Here is a 16,915-nt window from a genome sequence, read left to right on the forward strand (position 1 = left end):
AAGGACGGTACTAACACCGATATGCTTCGGGGAGCTGTAAGTAAGCTTTGATCCGGAGATTTCCGAATGGGGGAACCCAATACCTTTAGTCGGGTATTATCATTAAGTGAATACATAGCTTAATGAAGGTAGACGCGGGGAACTGAAACATCTAAGTACCTGCAGGAAGAGAAAGAAAAATCGATTCCCTAAGTAGCGGCGAGCGAACGGGGAAGAGCCCAAACCAAGAAGCTTGCTTCTTGGGGTTGTAGGACAGAACATTGGAGTTACCAAGTTAAGTTGTAATCGAATCAGCTGGGAAGCTGAGTCAAAGAGTGTGATAACCACGTAGATTAAACAACTTAACCTCCGTTCTGGATCCTGAGTACGGCGGAACACGTGAAATTCCGTCGGAATCCGGGAGGACCATCTCCCAAGGCTAAATACTCCCTAGTGACCGATAGTGAACCAGTACCGTGAGGGAAAGGTGAAAAGCACCCCGGAAGGGGAGTGAAATAGATCCTGAAACCGTGTGCCTACAATTAGTCAAAGCTCGTTAATGAGTGATGGCGTGCCTTTTGTAGAATGAACCGGCGAGTTACGTTTATATGCGAGGTTAAAGTGAGAAGCTGGAGCCGTAGCGAAAGCGAGTCTGAAATGGGCGAGTGAGTATATAGATGTAGACCCGAAACCAAGTGACCTACCCATGTCCAGGTTGAAGGTGTGGTAAAACACACTGGAGGACCGAACCCACGTCAGTTGAAAATGGCGGGGATGAGGTGTGGGTAGCGGTGAAATTCCAATCGAACTTGGAGATAGCTGGTTCTCTCCGAAATAGCTTTAGGGCTAGCCTCGGAATATTGGATCATGGAGGTAGAGCACTGTTTGGACTAGGGGCCCGTCATGGGTTACTGAATTCAGATAAACTCCGAATACCATTGATTTAGTTCCGGGAGTCAGACTGCGAGTGATAAGATCCGTAGTCGAAAGGGAAACAGCCCAGATCACCAGTTAAGGTCCCAAAATTTATGTTAAGTGGAAAAGGATGTGGCGGTGCACAGACAACTAGGATGTTGGCTCAGAAGCAGCCACCATTTAAAGAGTGCGTAATAGCTCACTAGTCGAGTGCCGCTGCGCCGAAAATGTACCGGGGCTAAACATAATACCGAAACTGTGGGTGGACACGTAAGTGTCCGCGGTAGGAGAGCGTTCTAAGGGCGATGAAGCTAGATCGTAAGGACTAGTGGAGCGCTTAGAAGTGAGAATGCCGGCATGAGTAGCGAAAGATCAGTGAGAATCTGATCCACCGTATGACTAAGGTTTCCTGGGGAAGGCTCGTCCTCCCAGGGTTAGTCGGGACCTAAGGCGAGGCCGAAAGGCGTAGTCGATGGCCAACAGGTTGAGATTCCTGTACTAGTTTATTTTGTTTGAACGATGGAGGGACGCAGGAAGCTAAGGAATGCACACGACTGGAAATGTGTGTCTAAGCAACAAGTCTTGAGTTGAGTGAAATGCTTGATTCTTTAAGGACAAGTTGTAATGGGGAGCGAAATTAAGTAGCGAAGTTCCTGATGTTACACTGCCAAGAAAAGCTTCTAGTGAGAAATAAACTACCCGTACCGTAAACCGACACAGGTGGTCGAGGAGAATATCCTAAGGTGAGCGAGTGAACTCTCGTTAAGGAACTCGGCAAAATGACCCCGTAACTTCGGGAGAAGGGGTGCTGACCGTCAGGTCAGCCGCAGTGAATAGGCCCAAACAACTGTTTATCAAAAACACAGGTCTCTGCAAAATCGAAAGATGACGTATAGGGGCTGACGCCTGCCCGGTGCTGGAAGGTTAAGAGGATGAGTTAGCGTAAGCGAAGCCCAGAATTGAAGCCCCAGTAAACGGCGGCCGTAACTATAACGGTCCTAAGGTAGCGAAATTCCTTGTCGGGTAAGTTCCGACCCGCACGAAAGGCGTAATGATTTGGGCACTGTCTCAACGAGAGACTCGGTGAAATTATAATACCCGTGAAGATGCGGGTTACCCGCGACAGGACGGAAAGACCCCATGGAGCTTTACTGTAGCTTGATATTGAGTGTTTGTACAGTTTGTACAGGATAGGTAGGAGCCGTAGAAATCGGAACGCTAGTTTCGATGGAGGCGTTGGTGGGATACTACCCTAACTGTATGACCACTCTAACCCGCGCCACTTAGCGTGGCGGGAGACAGTGTCAGGTGGGCAGTTTGACTGGGGCGGTCGCCTCCTAAAGTGTAACGGAGGCGCTCAAAGGTTCTCTCAGAATGGTTGGAAATCATTCGTAGAGTGTAAAGGTATAAGAGAGCTTGACTGTGAGATTGACAAATCGAGCAGGGACGAAAGTCGGACTTAGTGATCCGGTGGTTCCGTATGGAAGGGCCATCGCTCAACGGATAAAAGCTACCCTGGGGATAACAGGCTTATCTCCCCCAAGAGTCCACATCGACGGGGAGGTTTGGCACCTCGATGTCGGCTCATCGCATCCTGGGGCTGTAGTCGGTCCCAAGGGTTGGGCTGTTCGCCCATTAAAGCGGTACGCGAGCTGGGTTCAGAACGTCGTGAGACAGTTCGGTCCCTATCCGTCGCGGGCGCAGGAAATTTGAGAGGAGCTGTCCTTAGTACGAGAGGACCGGGATGGACATACCTCTGGTGTACCAGTTGTGCCGCCAGGCGCATCGCTGGGTAGCTATGTATGGACGGGATAAACGCTGAAAGCATCTAAGTGTGAAGCCCCCCTCGAGATGAGATTTCCCATTCCTTTATGGAAGTAAGACCCCTGAAAGATGATCAGGTAGATAGGCTAGGAGTGGAAGTACAGCGATGTATGGAGCGGACTAGTACTAATCGGTCGAGGACTTAACCAAAGGTGCAATGTTAGGCTTTTGAAATGAAATATTACTTATTATGCAGTTTTGAGAGAACGAAGTTCTTCTCAGTGCGCAAGCACAAAATAGTGTGGTGGCGATAGCAAGAAGGATACACCTGTTCCCATGTCGAACACAGAAGTTAAGCTTCTTAGCGCCGATAGTAGTTGGTGGGAAACTACCTGCGAGGATAGGACGTTGCCGCGCTTTTATTGATGGAGGTTTAGCTCAGTTGGGAGAGCGTCTGCCTTACAAGCAGAGGGTCACAGGTTCGAGCCCTGTAACCTCCATTGAGTCGTTAGCTCAGTTGGTAGAGCATCTGACTTTTAATCAGAGGGTCGACAGTTCGAGCCTGTCACGACTCATCGGCCAAGTTACACGCCAAAATGCGGGTGTGGCGGAATTGGCAGACGCGCTAGATTTAGGTTCTAGTGTCTATATAGACGTGGGGGTTCAAGTCCCTTCACCCGCATTCAATTGAATATTCAATGAAAGTTATCTTATTATGCCGACTTAGCTCAGTTGGTAGAGCATCTGATTTGTAATCAGAGGGTCGGGCGTTCGAATCGTCTAGTCGGCATTAAGATGCGGAAGTAGTTCAGTGGTAGAACATCACCTTGCCATGGTGGGGGTCGCGGGTTCGAATCCCGTCTTCCGCTTTCATTATGATTAAGCCGGGGTGGCGGAACTGGCAGACGCACGGGACTTAAAATCCCGCGGTAGGTGACTACCGTACCGGTTCGATTCCGGTCCTCGGCATCATAATGAAAAATGCACCCATAGCGCAACTGGATAGAGTGTCTGACTACGAATCAGAAGGTTGTAGGTTCGACTCCTACTGGGTGCATATAACGGGAAATAGCTCAGCTTGGTAGAGCACCTGGTTTGGGACCAGGGGGTCGCAGGTTCGAATCCTGTTTTCCCGATTGTAACGTAAGTTACATATTATAAATTTAAGTTTTTTGGCGGTGTAGCTCAGCTGGCTAGAGCGTCCGGTTCATACCCGGGAGGTCGGGGGTTCGATCCCCTTCGCCGCTATTTTTCAAAAAACTTGGACCTTTAGCTCAGTTGGTTAGAGCAGACGGCTCATAACCGCCCGGTCGTAGGTTCGAGTCCTACAAGGTCCATCGTTTGGTGAGATTTTGTAGGTGGTTATAATATTTTTATATTATCGCGGGATGGAGCAGTCTGGTAGCTCGTCGGGCTCATAACCCGAAGGTCGTAGGTTCAAACCCTACTCCCGCAATTGGTCGCATGGTCTAGCTGGTTAGGACGCCTGCCTGTCACGCAGGAGATCACGGGTTCGAGTCCCGTTGTGACCGTTTCAAAATGGCTCAGTAGCTCAGTTGGTAGAGCAATGGATTGAAGCTCCATGTGTCGGCAGTTCGATTCTGTCCTGCGCCATATCATGAATATGCGGGTGTAGTTTAGTGGTAAAACCACAGCCTTCCAAGCTGTTGTCGCGAGTCCGATTCTCGTCACCCGCTTTTCATGGGCCTATAGCTCAGCTGGTTAGAGCGCACGCCTGATAAGCGTGAGGTCGATGGTTCGAGTCCATTTAGGCCCATTATCTAAATAATATGGAGAAGTACTCAAGTGGCTGAAGAGGCGCCCCTGCTAAGGGTGTAGGTCGGGAAACTGGCGCGAGGGTTCAAATCCCTCCTTCTCCGTTTTGTATGGCCCGTTGGTCAAGTGGTTAAGACACCGCCCTTTCACGGCGGTATCATGGGTTCAAATCCCGTACGGGTCATTGTAACAATGTTACATTTTATATGTTTTATGGAGAATTACCCAAGTCTGGCTGAAGGGAACGGTCTTGAAAACCGTCAGGTGGGTTCTGCCCACGCGAGAGTTCGAATCTCTCATTCTCCTTTATATTATCGCGGGATGGAGCAGTCTGGTAGCTCGTCGGGCTCATAACCCGAAGGTCGTAGGTTCAAACCCTACTCCCGCAATTTGGTCGCATGGTCTAGCTGGTTAGGACGCCTGCCTGTCACGCAGGAGATCACGGGTTCGAGTCCCGTTGTGACCGTTTCAAAATGGCTCAGTAGCTCAGTTGGTAGAGCAATGGATTGAAGCTCCATGTGTCGGCAGTTCGATTCTGTCCTGCGCCATTTTTGGAGGAGTAGCGAAGTGGCTAAACGCGGCGGACTGTAAATCCGCTCCTTCGGGTTCGGTGGTTCGAATCCACTCTCCTCCATATTTTTTAGGGATATAGTTTAAAGGTAGAACTACGGTCTCCAAAACCGTCAGTGTGGGTTCAATTCCTACTATCCCTGTTTATATTATAGCTTGCATATTATGTGTGAATGTAGTATAATTATTCATGTTAATGATGGCGGTATTGGTGAAGTGGTTAACACATCGGTTTGTGGATCCGACATACGTGGGTTCGATTCCCACATACCGCCTTTATTCTTGGGCTATGGCCAAGCGGTAAGGCAACAGGTTTTGATCCTGTCATGCGCTGGTTCGAATCCAGCTAGCCCAATTTACTTTTTAAGGGACAGGATTTGTTCTTTTATGGCGGTATAGCCAAGTGGTAAGGCAGAGGTCTGCAAAACCTTTATCACCGGTTCAAATCCGGTTACCGCCTTTGCGTTTAGGCGCTAACCTTAATTGGTCAAAATGCCGGTGTGGCGGAATTGGCAGACGCGCGGGATTCAAAATCCCGTTTCCTCACGGAAGTATCGGTTCGACCCCGATCACCGGTATAATTGAACATTATACAGTTTTAAAAAGCCTTAGAGATAGGGCTTTTTTTGTTGCGTTAATACCATGGTTCTTTTGAATACTAATAGTTAATTGGTAGATTGCAAATTTAATCCGAATTTTTGGACAAATTTGTCAGCATAACCTGATACGGTGTTTGCCAGTCGAGTATTTTAAGCGGTCGCTGGTTAATTTGGAGTAACGTCGTCGTTAAATCTTGAGCACTAATGTGCTCAAAACGAGTCCCTTTAGGATAAAAATAACGTAAATTCCGATTAAAGCGTTCATTACTACCACGTTCAGCTGGAGTATAAGCATGGCAGTAATAGGTCTTAATACCATATTGTGATTCAAGTGATACTAGCCCACTAAACTCAGTGCCACGGTCCACAGTAAAGCTGTGCACCGGACCATTAAAAGTGGTTAGGAACTTAGTTAGTGCTTCATTAACAGTCGCTGTCGTCCGATCTTTTAACCGGTATGCCCAAAGGAACCGTGATTTGCGATCGATTAAAGTTAATAAAACTGCCTTACTATGCCCACGAGGACCAACGACTGTATCTAGTTCAAAATCGCCGATGCGCTTACGTTGATTAATCATCATGGGACGCTGTTCAATTGATCGCCCCAAAGATTGATTATATTTGGATCGTTGGTCAACGTTACGCCGTTGGCGTACGCCATGTTCAGGTAGATCATTCAAGGAGAAACCAATTCTCCCCTGATTTAGCCAATTATAAATAGATTTAGTAGCTAGTTTAAATTCGTGAGCAATCATTCCTGGTGACCAGCTTAGACGTAAATGGTTGAGAATTTTTTGCTTTAACTCATCGCTCAGCTTAGTTTTCCGACCACATCGTGATCGCTTGTATTCGGCATCTGTTTGTGCTAATTCAGCCTGATAAGGTTGACATCGAGATAATTCATAAGAAATTGTTGACGGTGATCGGTTCAGCCGAACGCCCATTTGGATATTGGACAGCCCTAGTTCACAAAAGGTTTCGATTTTAATTCGTTCGGAATAGGTTATACTAGACAAAAGATCAGCTCCTAAAAGATGGGTTTGTGGTAAACACCATTTTAAAGGAAGCTGATCTTTTTTGTCCGAACAGCGTTCGGATTAATTTTACAATCTACCTAATAAGCATTGGGGGGTTGCTAAAAATGACATTAACTATGTGTCACCGAAGCAACTTATTGATCAAATTTGTAATTCCAGAAAAGTCGGTGCTAATTTATTAATTAATACCGGGCTTGAATTTGACGGTGCCATTCCAGCATTTTCACAGTCGTTATTGAAGATTGTCGGACAATGGATGTCAGTTTATGGAGAAGCAATTTATGCGACAAATCATTATGAAAATCAGACCTACTTGGCAAGTGGCGAGACAACCGATTTTATCAAAGGAAACTATCTGTTTGTCTATGGTTTAGGTAATATAGGTAATAGTAATGTTGTGCTGGGTGGCGAAAAGGCGCGGAAGATAGTGTTTAATCAATATCCGCAACGCGTAACTAGCATCACTTGGTTAGATAATCAAGCGTTGTTTGAGTTTGAGCAGGCTTTAGACGGGACGCTAACAATTTATGCCAATGCTTTTCAATATGGGACACATTTAATTGATCGCGTAGCCACTATAACTGTCGAAGACTAGTGACGAGGTAGAAGATGAAAACAAAAGATGTAACGATTAGGTATCAAAAAACAGCGACGGTTCATAGTGATCGCAATCAACTGGCTTGGCTTGGAAAGATAGCAGTTGGGACATGTTTCTTGATGTACGTGTCATATATCCAACAAATTATGGCTAATTTAGCTGGGCACCCTGTGTCGGCGATTCAACCAAGCGTTGCGATGGTTAATGCGACTTTGTGGTTTAGTTACGGTTGGTTTAAACCACATAAAGATTGGCCAATCATCATTTCAAATGTCCCAGGAATCATATTTGGGCTGGTAACATTAATTACAATTTATTACCATTAATAGCAAAATAACCCGGGTCAATTGACCCGGGTTATTTTTTTGATCAACTTACGCTAAATTAATTGACACCCTTTATGAATGGTATGGTACCATAGGCGTAATTAGAAAAGCGAAGGGATGCGGGCGCATGCGACGTTCTAAATGGATAATAATCATCATTGGTTTAGGAGTTTTGATTGGCAGTGGATGGTGGCTTTTAGGGCATGCAACGACGCAAAAAGCGCAGCAAATCAAGCAAACAGAAAATGAACAGCCCACTTTTTATTTGCATGGTTATGGCGGTTCGGCTCGTTCGACTGATAGCATGATCAAAGCTGCTCGCGAACAAAAGAATGCGACACAGGTTCTCACTGCAACCGTTCGTAAGGATGGTTCAGTTGATTTACAGGGGCGTTGGTTAGCTAAAACGACACGACCAATCGTGCAAGTTGTTTTCGAAGATAATCGCAATCCTGACTATCAACAAGATGGTGAGTGGTTTAAAAACGTCTTAGTCGCGGTTAATCGGCAGCACAGCTTCAAACGATTCAACGTGGTGGCACATTCGATGGGCAACTTGACGGCTGTTTATTATTTATTGAATCATGCGACTGATAAACAGTTACCCCGTATGGCGAAGATGGTGAATATTGCGGGTCATTTTGATGGGATTATCGGGATGGATGATCAGCCTAATCAAAACCAGGTTAAAAAGGATGGCCAACCACAAAAAATGAACGCGACTTATCGGCAACTGATGGGACTGCGTAACCAGCTCCCTGCTAAATCGATTACGGTGTTGAATATCTATGGGGATTTAGGCGATGGGACGCATTCTGACGGACGTGTTAGTAATGCATCGTCACAGTCGTTGCGGTATTTGGTGACGCCTGGTGCGAAGACCTATCAAGAAAAGAAGTTTACTGGTAAAAAAGCGCAGCATAGTCAATTACACGAAAATCATGCAGTCAATCAAACTGTCTTAGCGTTTTTATGGTAAAACATACTTAAAAAGTGGTGGCGACAAAAATTAATTTTGTCGCCACCACTTTTTTAATGTTCAAGACGGTAGTCTCGCGCTGCTTGTTCGAGATTCGAAATGAGAGCTTGTTGTTTTGGCGAGAAGAACTGGGTCTTACGATAGGCTAACGAGATATAAAAGATTGGTTGTGGTTCATCCAATAAATCAAGTACCACTAAGTCATCAGCAGGCGTAATACTGGTTTCAGTTAGAAAACCGATGCCGACATTTTCGTGAATCATACTTTTTAAGACACTAACGTCATTGGTGCGGTAAATAATTTCGGGTTTGATTTGATTGACGTCCGATAAGTTCTTGAAGACCACGGGATGCACGAATCCTTCCGCGAGCATAATAAATTTCTCGTGGGCTAAATCACGAAAGGCGACCGCTGGTTTCTGGGCTAAGGGACTATCAGGTGCAACTACAATCTTAAAATGGTGACGTTCGATGACTTTAGCTGTGATGGTATCGGTTTGAAGTGGCGTCGCAGAGCCAAGAAGCGCGACATCTAGTTCACCGGCTTCTAATGAAGCCAACAATTCTTTGGAACCCCCATCAGCTGTCTTAAAATGTTGAATCGTGCCGTTAGCGGCTAGCTTTTGTGCTAATTTTGAGAAGTAGTAAGTGCCGATAATTGGTGGCAAGCCAAAACGCAAATCAGTAGCGTTGAGATTGAGCATGTCGGCCTTTGTTAGTTCAATCTCCGCTAATATTCGCGCGGCATGTTGATAAAGTTGCTCACCACCAGGGGTAATAATCAATGATTGGTGTGATTGATCGCGCTGAATGAGTTTGGTCGCGAATTCATCTTCAAGGCGTTTGACCGCGTAAGTGATCGTCGGTTGACTGACCTTGAATTGATCAGCGACTGCCGTAAAATTTTTTAATTTAATTAGCGCAGCAAAATAGGCCAAATCTTTAATCTTCATAAAAACTCCTGTTTAATGCAGTTTAGACGTTTCATATAAATCTATTTTATCATAAATGTAAGTTTTGACTATCAAATGTTGAGGCGTGTATAGTGACCAACATGATATAAAAGAAAAGGAGATTTTTAATATGAAAGCACAACAAATTTTAAATGATCCATTTTTAAATAAGGGTACAGCATTCACTGCTGAAGAACGTGCACAATTTGGTTTAACGGGGATGTTACCACCTCACGTGCAAACCATTGATGAACAAGTTAAACAAGCTTATGCCCAATATCAATCAAAAGCCAACATGCTTGAACAACGGATTTTCTTAATGTCAATTTTTAATGAAAACCGTGTGTTGTTCTTTAAATTATTCAGCCAACATGTTGCTGAATTCATGCCAGTGGTTTACGATCCAACGATCGCTGACACAATCGAAAACTACAGTGCTTTATATGTGAACCCCCAAAACGCTGCTTTCTTATCAATCGACGATCCTGATTCAATGAAGACAACCTTGGCAAACGCTGCTGATGGTCGCGAAATTAAATTAATCGTTGTGACTGATGGCGAAGGAATCTTAGGGATTGGCGACTGGGGCACACAAGGTGTGGATATCTCAGTTGGTAAATTAATGGTTTATACGGCTGCTGCCGGGATTGATCCTAGTCAAGTCTTACCAGTTGTTTTAGATGCTGGGACGAACCGTGAAAGCTTACTCAATGATGAGTTATACTTAGGCAACCGTCATGAACGGGTTCGCGGCGATCGTTACTACGATTTCGTCGATCAATTCGTGCAAACAGCTGAAGACCTATTCCCTAATATGTATCTTCACTTTGAAGATTTTGGCCGGAGCAATGCTGCTAATATTTTGAACAAGTACAAAGATCAAATCGTGACGTTCAATGATGATATCCAAGGCACAGGGATTATCACATTAGCTGGGATTATGGGCGCTTTAAATATCTCTGGTGGCAAGATGACCGACCAAGTTTACATGAGCTTTGGTGCTGGGACTGCGGGTGCTGGGATTACCCATCGCATCTTCGAAGAAATGTTACAAGAAGGTTTAACTGAAGAACAAGCACGTAGCCGTTTCTACATGGTTGACAAGCAAGGGCTATTGTTTGATGATGATCCAGAATTAACACCAGAACAAAAACCATTTGCGCGCAAACGGAGTGAATTCGCGAATGCTGATGAATTAACAACTTTAGAAGCTGCTGTCAAAGCAATCCACCCAACTATTTTAGTGGGGACTTCAACCCAACCTGGGACCTTTACAGAATCAATCGTGAAGGAAATGGCTGCTCACACAGAACGCCCAATTATTTTCCCATTGTCAAACCCAACGAAATTAGCTGAAGCAACTGCTGCAGACTTAATCAAGTGGACTGACGGCAAAGCTTTAGTAGCGACTGGGATTCCTGCTGCACCTGTTGAATACAACGGTGTCACATATGAAATCGGTCAAGCAAACAACGCTTTAGTCTATCCAGGGCTTGGTTTAGGCACAATCGCGTCAACTGCGAAAGTCTTAAATGACGAAATGATTAGCAAAGCAGCTCACTCATTGGGTGGCATCGTTGATCCAACAGAACCTGGCGCAGCTGTCTTACCGCCTGTGACAAAACTAGATATCTTCTCACAAACGGTTGCGAACGCTGTTGCTCAAAGCGCTGTTGATCAAGGTTTGAATAAAGAACCAATTGCTGACGTGCAAAAAGCCGTCGCAGACATGAAATGGGAACCAGAATACAAAGCACTATAATTTAAATATAAATCGGTAGGAGCGTGAAAGAGTTGGCAGCATTTCTAACATCATTATCAAGCGTTGTCGAAATCGTCTTAGTCATTGCATTGGGGTTTTGGCTACGGAGTTCAAAAAAATTCGATGATAATTTTAAAGGCACAATTTCATTTTTAATCATGAATGTCGCTTTACCATTATCAATTTTCGTCTCAGTTCTAGATAACTTAACCCGTGAAAAGTTGGTCGGTTTATCTGGCGGCTTGATTTACGTCTTAATTAGTTTCGCCCTCGGTTATCTCGTGGCATGGTTACTAACCAAGGCTTTCCGAATTCGGCCAGGTCGTCGTGGGACATTTATCAATATGTTCGTTAATGCCAATACCATCTTCATTGGGTTACCATTGAACTTGGCACTATTCGGTGACAAGAGTTTACCTTACTTCTTGATCTACTATGTGGCCAATACGGTTTCAACATGGGCAATCGGGGTCTTCTTCATCTCAAATGATGATCCAACCAAAGAAAAAGGCGCTGCTAAAGGCAAATTTAACTGGCGTAAATTATTACCTTCTCCATTAATCGGTTTCTTAGCCGCATTAATTTATCTTCTAACTGGTTTACCATTACCAGAACTTGTTGATAAGACATTCTCAATGGTCGGTGGCATCGTAACACCAATGTCATTGATCTACATTGGGATTATCTTAGCTGATGCTGGTTTGAAATCAATCCATTTCGACCGCGATACAGTCCTTGCGTTATTAGGCCGTTTCGTTGTGGCACCAGCCATCATGATTGCCATCATGCTATTCTTCAAGAACACAACCTCAATCCCATCAATCGAACAAAGCACATTGATTATTCAAGCTGCAACACCTGGTTTGGCTGTCTTACCAATCTTAGTTGGCCAATCACATGGTGATGTTGAATATGCAACGAATGTTGTCACAACAAGTACTGTCTTGTTCGTAGTTGTTGTCCCAATCTTAATGCAAATTGTTCAATATATCTAAAGCTTAAATGTGTCGTTCAGCTGACACTCCCCTAAATTTTACCCCCATTGCGCCGTCTCAATTAATTGAGACGGCGCTTTTTTTGTGCAAAGAAACACAAAGAATGTTGTCAAAGGCGGTAAAGTGCATTACAATGAAAACGGATTCAATAATGTAAAGGGGACGACAGCATGACAGAGAAAATCTACACCAACTTAGCACCTGAACCATTGGGACCATACAGTCAAGCGATTGCAACGGATCAACTGGTTTTTATGTCAGGGCAACTCGGATTAAAAGATGGCCAATTGGCACCAGACTTAGCGAGTCAAACAAAACAAGCAATCACGAATATGCAACACGTGTTAGCGGCAGCAGGATTATCCCTAGAAAACGTTGTGAAAACCAATTGTTTTTTAACTGATTTGGATGACTTTAACGAATTCAATGAAGTATATGCGCGCTTCTTCGGTGATATCGCACCGGCTAGAAGTGCCGTTCAAGTTGATAAACTACCAGCTGGCGCAATTGTTGAGATAGAAGCAGTTGCAATTCGTTAATGCCGTAATTGACTGAATAAACAACCATTTGAAAAAAGCCTCCAGAGGAAATTAAATGCATTTCATTTAACCATCTCTGGGGGCTTTTTTGCATGCCTGAAATTTAATGTTTAAAGTGATGTTTATGGGTACAAATACTGATATATAAGCATTGTTGTGAAAATATTCTACCAATGTTAATTAGAAAAAGATTAAAATTAGATGATAAAAATTGCGAATAAAATGAAGCTCCAGCGCGACCATTTTGATGACATGGAACCGAATACAAATATCGGCATTAAAGAAGTTTACACATGTTGCATAATCATAGATAGGGATTATCTCTTTAAAAGATTTAACAGATTCGTTTTAAAACAACTTGTACACAATTTAATAGCTTGTCAGAATAAAAAAACATTAAGTCCAATTGGTGATTAATTGATTGAATCTTTGATATCCCAATTGATAACTAGATCGTACCAAAGGTGTAGTGATGAATGGAAAAATAGAAAAATCATATGGAGGTAGACGATGGATAGAAGAAAATTAGCGCTGGGTGCAACAATGCTGACCATGTTATTGACGTTTATCTGTATCAATAGTGGTCGTACTCAAGCAGCGATACCCGCCCATATTCCAATCGATGGCATCTTTAAACCCTCCATTGGGGTAGATAGTTCCGTTCAAGCAGGTGGAATTGTGCAAGTGACACCAGATAGCCAGAACAAGAAGGGGGCAATTTGGTCGGAAGAGCAGTATAAGATTGATTTGACACATAATTTTACAAGTTTAATGTATGTCAATTTAGGGGACAAAAAAGCGCAATCGGTTGACGGGATGGCCTTTGCAATGATGAATGACCCAGACAAGGTTAAGAATTGGCAGCAAGTGACCGGTGGCGCCCTTGGTGTTTGGCGGAATCCATTTTCTTGGGTAAAAGATAACTCAGCAATCGCCAAGTCATTTGCCGTTGAATTCGATACGTACCATAATGGCAATGATTTTGACGGTTTGCTACCCAATGATGGCCCAGATAGAGGCCATGTTGCTTATAATTTTCCAGGACAAGATAGTGCATATCAGCGTTTACCAAGTCGCTTGTACGCGCTAAACCATCTACAACTTCAAAAACCGCAAAATGGTGATTATTTATCATTAGTAACATTAGGCCATATCGTGATGGCACCAAGTGTACAGGCTGCGACAACATCGAATGAAACAACTACGAGGAAAATTGCACTAGAAGCAGGGGACACAACAACGACTAACCCACCAATTGTGCCAGGGACAGATGGAAACGGAAACGGACCAACTGGCGCAACAGGGGATATCACGATTGATAATTTAACATCACTTGATTTTGATAAGGTGAAACTGACTGGTGGCGCGCAAAACGTTAAGAATATCGTTAAAGATCCTAACGTACAAGTCACCGATAAACGGGGAACTGGCGCTGGCTGGAATATTACCGTTAAAAGTTCAGAATTTAAAGACACAACGGATTCAACGCATATCTTAAAAGGCGCACAGATTAATTTTCCAGTCGGTAAAGTAGTCGCTAGTGATTCAACGAATACTGCTGCACCAACAGCTAAAGCGATTACTGTTCCTGCTGATGGGTTGGATAATGCGCAAATCTTGATGAGTGCTGATAAAGATAAAGGGATGGGAACATGGGCAGATGTGATGACAACTGACGGCATTACACTGGATATCGCTGGTGGCGCTTATGCTGGCAGCTATAATGCTGATTTGACCTGGACACTTGGGGATACACCGCTTCAATTAGCTGGCAGCAGCCGCTAAATTTGAAAGAGGCAAGTGTTAAGTCGTTACTGCAACGGACTAAATTTTAATCGATGTGCAAAGTGATTAAAGAGAGGGACTTCAAAAATGAAATGGATGCATATTTTACAAAGAATCAGCGTCGTCATCTTAATGGGCGGCATCGCGTTGTGGTTGAATACAACGACCGTCCAAGCGGCTGATCAGAGTATGAATTACCAAGTTAAAGCGAATTTACCCAGCAGTCAAAACAATCAAAGTGTAACGTATTTTGATTTAAGGCTGGCACCTAATCAGGAAGAGACGATTAGTATCACGGTGCAAAATAAGGATAACCAAGCGCATATCTTTAACATCAGTCCGAATACGGCGGTGACTAATCAAAACGGGGTCGTTGATTATAGCCAGTCAAAGAAAAAAGCGGATGAAACGGCGCCTGCTAATATTGCCTCACTGATTACGGGGGATAAAAAAGTAACGGTGCCGGCTCACAGTAGCAAGGACGCCATTTTTAAAATTAAAATGCCTGCTAAGAAGTTCCATTGTACTTTATTAGGTGGTTTTAATATTGTTCGTGAAGGGCAGCCTACCGTTAAAAAGCAAAAGAATCGCGTGACATTGCGTAACCAATTCGCTTATGTAATCGGTCTGAAAGTGACCGAAAGTGATGCCATTATTGCGCCAAATCTGAAACTGAATCACATCAAAGCGGGGCTCGTTAACTATCGGACAGCAATTACGGCTAATTTACAGAATACAAAGGCTGTTATGATCAGAGGCTTGAAAGTTGATGCGGTGGTTACCAAGTTAGGCTCTGATCAAGTGCTTCACCGGACAGTCAAATCAGACATTGCGATGGCACCGAATTCGAACTTTGAGTACGCCATCAACTGGGATAATGAAGCGCTGAAGCCGGGCAAATAAATGCTTAAGCTAACCGCCACTGATAAGTCGGGCGGTTAGTGGTATTTTACGAGTCGGTTTAATATTACAGAGCAAAAAGCCCATCAAGCTAATGACCAAGCCGTTGATTTACAAAAAACAACCATTAACTGGTGGTATATCATGCGGTGGCATATTCCTGGTGCTCTTAGTTGGGTATATTATTTTTCTAAAACGACAAGCGAAAAAAGCCTGATTCAATGAAGTCCCAATCCTGAGCGCGTCATCGATTAGAATGGATTCGAAAATAATCCCTTGATAATGAATAGATGGAAGTATTATCTCTATTCACTACCAAGGGATTTTTATATGTGCTGCGTTATTGGTTGTTCGGTTAATTAGGTTTAAAAAAGAGGGAATGGATTTTATATCACGTTATTTACGAATGATATTCATAAACAGTGGTTTTTTGATGCCATTTAACGTATAATAAATTAAAAACAAATTAGAGATGAGGCAAGAATATTGATTTCGACTGAAACGACACTAGCTGGGTACCACTTTGATAACTGTTTCATGAACGCGGCGGGGGTTTATTGTTATGATGCTGCTGAGTTAAATCAAGTGCAGGCTTCAATGGCAGGGACTTTCGTGACCAAGAGTGCCACCGTTATGCCCCGCTCTGGAAATCCAGAACCACGTTATCAACCAACGCGTTTAGGCAGTATCAATTCAATGGGCTTGCCGAATGAAGGCCTACCTTATTATTTAGACTATGTGAGTCAACAGCAAAAGGCAGTGCCAGACAAGACATACTTTCAATCGATTACGGGATTTAATATTGAAGAAGACGAGCAACTGTTGGCACAGATTAGTGCTTCTGATTTTAAAGGTGTGGTGGAATTGAACTTATCTTGTCCGAACGTACCGGGGAAGCCGCAAACGGGCTATGATTTTGAAATGGTGGAACGAATTCTAACGCGAGTTTTTACGGTTTATCACGGTCCATTAGGCGTTAAATTACCGCCGTACTTTGATATCGTGCATTTTGATCAGATGGCGGCGATTTTGAATCAATTTCCATTAGCGTTTGTCAATTCGGTGAATAGCATTGGAAATGGCTTGAAAATTGATGTGGCAACTGAACGGGTTGTGATTAAACCTAAGCATGGTTTCGGTGGCATCGGTGGCGATTATATCAAACCAACCGCCTTAGCGAATGTCCATGCCTTCTATCAGCGTTTGAATCCAGCCATTCAAATTATTGGGACTGGTGGGATTAAATCTGGTCAAGATGCATTTGAACATATTTTATGTGGGGCTAGCATGGTCCAAGTTGGGACAGCGCTTCAAAAAGAAGGCCCCATTATTTTTGAACGTTTAACGCGCGAATTACAGACAAGCATGGCTCAAAAAGGTTATACTAAACTGTCTGACTTTAGAGGCAAATTACAATATTTAGATTAGTTGAAATGAG

General features: G+C 43.8%; 10 protein-coding genes, 27 tRNA genes, 2 rRNA genes and 1 pseudogene. 38 read left to right on the forward strand and 2 right to left on the reverse strand.

Annotation, left to right across the window (positions count from 1 at the left end):
* The 29 genes from LCU_RS10005 (at position 1) to LCU_RS00145 (ending at position 5,582) form a co-directional block, all read left to right on the forward strand.
* Positions 1 to 2,868, forward strand: a 23S ribosomal RNA gene (locus tag LCU_RS10005).
* A gap of 90 nt (positions 2,869 to 2,958) precedes the next feature.
* Positions 2,959 to 3,075 (forward strand): 5S ribosomal RNA (gene rrf / locus LCU_RS00010).
* A gap of 10 nt (positions 3,076 to 3,085) precedes the next feature.
* A tRNA-Val gene (locus LCU_RS00015) sits at positions 3,086 to 3,158 on the forward strand.
* Positions 3,159 to 3,160: 2 nt separating this feature from the next.
* Positions 3,161 to 3,233, forward strand: a tRNA-Lys gene (locus LCU_RS00020).
* 23 nt (positions 3,234 to 3,256) lie between these two features.
* Positions 3,257 to 3,340, forward strand: a tRNA-Leu gene (locus LCU_RS00025).
* A 35-nt stretch (positions 3,341 to 3,375) separates the two neighbouring features.
* Positions 3,376 to 3,448 (forward strand) — tRNA-Thr (locus LCU_RS00030).
* Between the two features lie 7 nt (positions 3,449 to 3,455).
* Positions 3,456 to 3,527, forward strand: a tRNA-Gly gene (locus LCU_RS00035).
* Between the two features lie 14 nt (positions 3,528 to 3,541).
* Positions 3,542 to 3,627: transfer RNA gene (locus tag LCU_RS00040), tRNA-Leu, on the forward strand.
* A gap of 14 nt (positions 3,628 to 3,641) precedes the next feature.
* Positions 3,642 to 3,715: transfer RNA gene (locus LCU_RS00045), tRNA-Arg, on the forward strand.
* A 5-nt stretch (positions 3,716 to 3,720) separates the two neighbouring features.
* Positions 3,721 to 3,794: transfer RNA gene (locus LCU_RS00050), tRNA-Pro, on the forward strand.
* Between the two features lie 38 nt (positions 3,795 to 3,832).
* Positions 3,833 to 3,906, forward strand: a tRNA-Met gene (locus LCU_RS00055).
* Between the two features lie 15 nt (positions 3,907 to 3,921).
* Positions 3,922 to 3,995: transfer RNA gene (locus LCU_RS00060), tRNA-Ile, on the forward strand.
* 45 nt (positions 3,996 to 4,040) lie between these two features.
* Positions 4,041 to 4,114, forward strand: a tRNA-Met gene (locus LCU_RS00065).
* Positions 4,115 to 4,116: 2 nt separating this feature from the next.
* Positions 4,117 to 4,190 (forward strand) — tRNA-Asp (locus LCU_RS00070).
* Between the two features lie 9 nt (positions 4,191 to 4,199).
* Positions 4,200 to 4,272, forward strand: a tRNA-Phe gene (locus tag LCU_RS00075).
* A 12-nt stretch (positions 4,273 to 4,284) separates the two neighbouring features.
* Positions 4,285 to 4,355 (forward strand) — tRNA-Gly (locus LCU_RS00080).
* A 6-nt stretch (positions 4,356 to 4,361) separates the two neighbouring features.
* A tRNA-Ile gene (locus LCU_RS00085) sits at positions 4,362 to 4,435 on the forward strand.
* Positions 4,436 to 4,450: 15 nt separating this feature from the next.
* Positions 4,451 to 4,538 (forward strand) — tRNA-Ser (locus tag LCU_RS00090).
* Between the two features lie 8 nt (positions 4,539 to 4,546).
* Positions 4,547 to 4,618 (forward strand) — tRNA-Glu (locus LCU_RS00095).
* A 31-nt stretch (positions 4,619 to 4,649) separates the two neighbouring features.
* Positions 4,650 to 4,740 (forward strand) — tRNA-Ser (locus LCU_RS00100).
* Between the two features lie 9 nt (positions 4,741 to 4,749).
* Positions 4,750 to 4,823, forward strand: a tRNA-Met gene (locus LCU_RS00105).
* A 3-nt stretch (positions 4,824 to 4,826) separates the two neighbouring features.
* Positions 4,827 to 4,900: transfer RNA gene (locus LCU_RS00110), tRNA-Asp, on the forward strand.
* 9 nt (positions 4,901 to 4,909) lie between these two features.
* Positions 4,910 to 4,982, forward strand: a tRNA-Phe gene (locus LCU_RS00115).
* A gap of 5 nt (positions 4,983 to 4,987) precedes the next feature.
* Positions 4,988 to 5,068, forward strand: a tRNA-Tyr gene (locus LCU_RS00120).
* A gap of 8 nt (positions 5,069 to 5,076) precedes the next feature.
* Positions 5,077 to 5,147: transfer RNA gene (locus LCU_RS00125), tRNA-Trp, on the forward strand.
* Between the two features lie 59 nt (positions 5,148 to 5,206).
* A tRNA-His gene (locus LCU_RS00130) sits at positions 5,207 to 5,279 on the forward strand.
* An 8-nt stretch (positions 5,280 to 5,287) separates the two neighbouring features.
* Positions 5,288 to 5,359 (forward strand) — tRNA-Gln (locus LCU_RS00135).
* Positions 5,360 to 5,393: 34 nt separating this feature from the next.
* Positions 5,394 to 5,464 (forward strand) — tRNA-Cys (locus LCU_RS00140).
* 34 nt (positions 5,465 to 5,498) lie between these two features.
* A tRNA-Leu gene (locus tag LCU_RS00145) sits at positions 5,499 to 5,582 on the forward strand.
* A gap of 107 nt (positions 5,583 to 5,689) precedes the next feature.
* On the opposite strand, the gene LCU_RS00150 is transcribed toward LCU_RS00145, so the two are convergent.
* Entirely contained in the window at positions 5,690 to 6,619 is a 930-nt protein-coding gene (locus LCU_RS00150) for an IS30-like element ISLpl1 family transposase (protein WP_003592463.1), read from the reverse strand.
* Between the two features lie 112 nt (positions 6,620 to 6,731).
* Between LCU_RS00150 and LCU_RS00155 the strand changes: the two are divergent.
* From LCU_RS00155 to LCU_RS00165, 3 genes and pseudogenes are all read left to right on the forward strand, one after another.
* Positions 6,732 to 7,235: pseudogene (locus LCU_RS00155) on the forward strand (alpha-L-fucosidase); the annotation flags it as partial.
* A 14-nt stretch (positions 7,236 to 7,249) separates the two neighbouring features.
* Complete coding sequence (locus LCU_RS00160) at positions 7,250 to 7,564, forward strand: SemiSWEET family transporter (RefSeq protein ID WP_056966862.1); 315 nt, start codon at positions 7,250 to 7,252, stop codon at positions 7,562 to 7,564.
* Positions 7,565 to 7,691: 127 nt separating this feature from the next.
* On the forward strand, positions 7,692 to 8,543 hold the full coding sequence (locus LCU_RS00165) for an alpha/beta hydrolase (RefSeq protein WP_056966864.1): 852 nt from the start codon (positions 7,692 to 7,694) through the stop codon (positions 8,541 to 8,543).
* A 53-nt stretch (positions 8,544 to 8,596) separates the two neighbouring features.
* On the opposite strand, the gene LCU_RS00170 is transcribed toward LCU_RS00165, so the two are convergent.
* Entirely contained in the window at positions 8,597 to 9,496 is a 900-nt protein-coding gene (locus LCU_RS00170; protein ID WP_056966866.1) for a LysR family transcriptional regulator, read from the reverse strand.
* Positions 9,497 to 9,617: 121 nt separating this feature from the next.
* Here LCU_RS00170 and LCU_RS00175 point away from each other — a divergent pair, with 121 nt between their 5' ends.
* The 6 genes from LCU_RS00175 (at position 9,618) to LCU_RS00200 (ending at position 16,905) form a co-directional block, all read left to right on the forward strand.
* Complete coding sequence (locus LCU_RS00175; protein WP_076786344.1) at positions 9,618 to 11,258, forward strand: malolactic enzyme; 1,641 nt, start codon at positions 9,618 to 9,620, stop codon at positions 11,256 to 11,258.
* A gap of 32 nt (positions 11,259 to 11,290) precedes the next feature.
* Positions 11,291 to 12,253 (forward strand): AEC family transporter, encoded by a 963-nt coding sequence (locus tag LCU_RS00180; RefSeq protein WP_039099564.1) that lies wholly within the window; start codon positions 11,291 to 11,293, stop codon positions 12,251 to 12,253.
* Positions 12,254 to 12,423: 170 nt separating this feature from the next.
* A complete protein-coding gene (locus tag LCU_RS00185; protein WP_056966868.1) occupies positions 12,424 to 12,792 on the forward strand; it encodes a RidA family protein in 369 nt (122 codons plus the stop codon).
* 510 nt (positions 12,793 to 13,302) lie between these two features.
* Positions 13,303 to 14,577, forward strand: a complete 1,275-nt coding sequence (locus LCU_RS00190; RefSeq protein WP_128486069.1) for a WxL domain-containing protein — start codon at positions 13,303 to 13,305, stop codon at positions 14,575 to 14,577.
* Positions 14,578 to 14,664: 87 nt separating this feature from the next.
* Positions 14,665 to 15,480, forward strand: a complete 816-nt coding sequence (locus tag LCU_RS00195; protein ID WP_052202743.1) for a WxLIP family cell surface protein — start codon at positions 14,665 to 14,667, stop codon at positions 15,478 to 15,480.
* 483 nt (positions 15,481 to 15,963) lie between these two features.
* Positions 15,964 to 16,905, forward strand: coding sequence for a dihydroorotate oxidase (locus LCU_RS00200; protein WP_004270727.1), 942 nt, complete (start codon positions 15,964 to 15,966; stop codon positions 16,903 to 16,905).
* Positions 16,906 to 16,915 lie beyond the last annotated feature (10 nt).

The sequence above is a fragment of the Latilactobacillus curvatus JCM 1096 = DSM 20019 genome (assembly GCF_004101845.1).
Classification (GTDB): Bacteria; Bacillota; Bacilli; order Lactobacillales; family Lactobacillaceae; genus Latilactobacillus; species Latilactobacillus curvatus.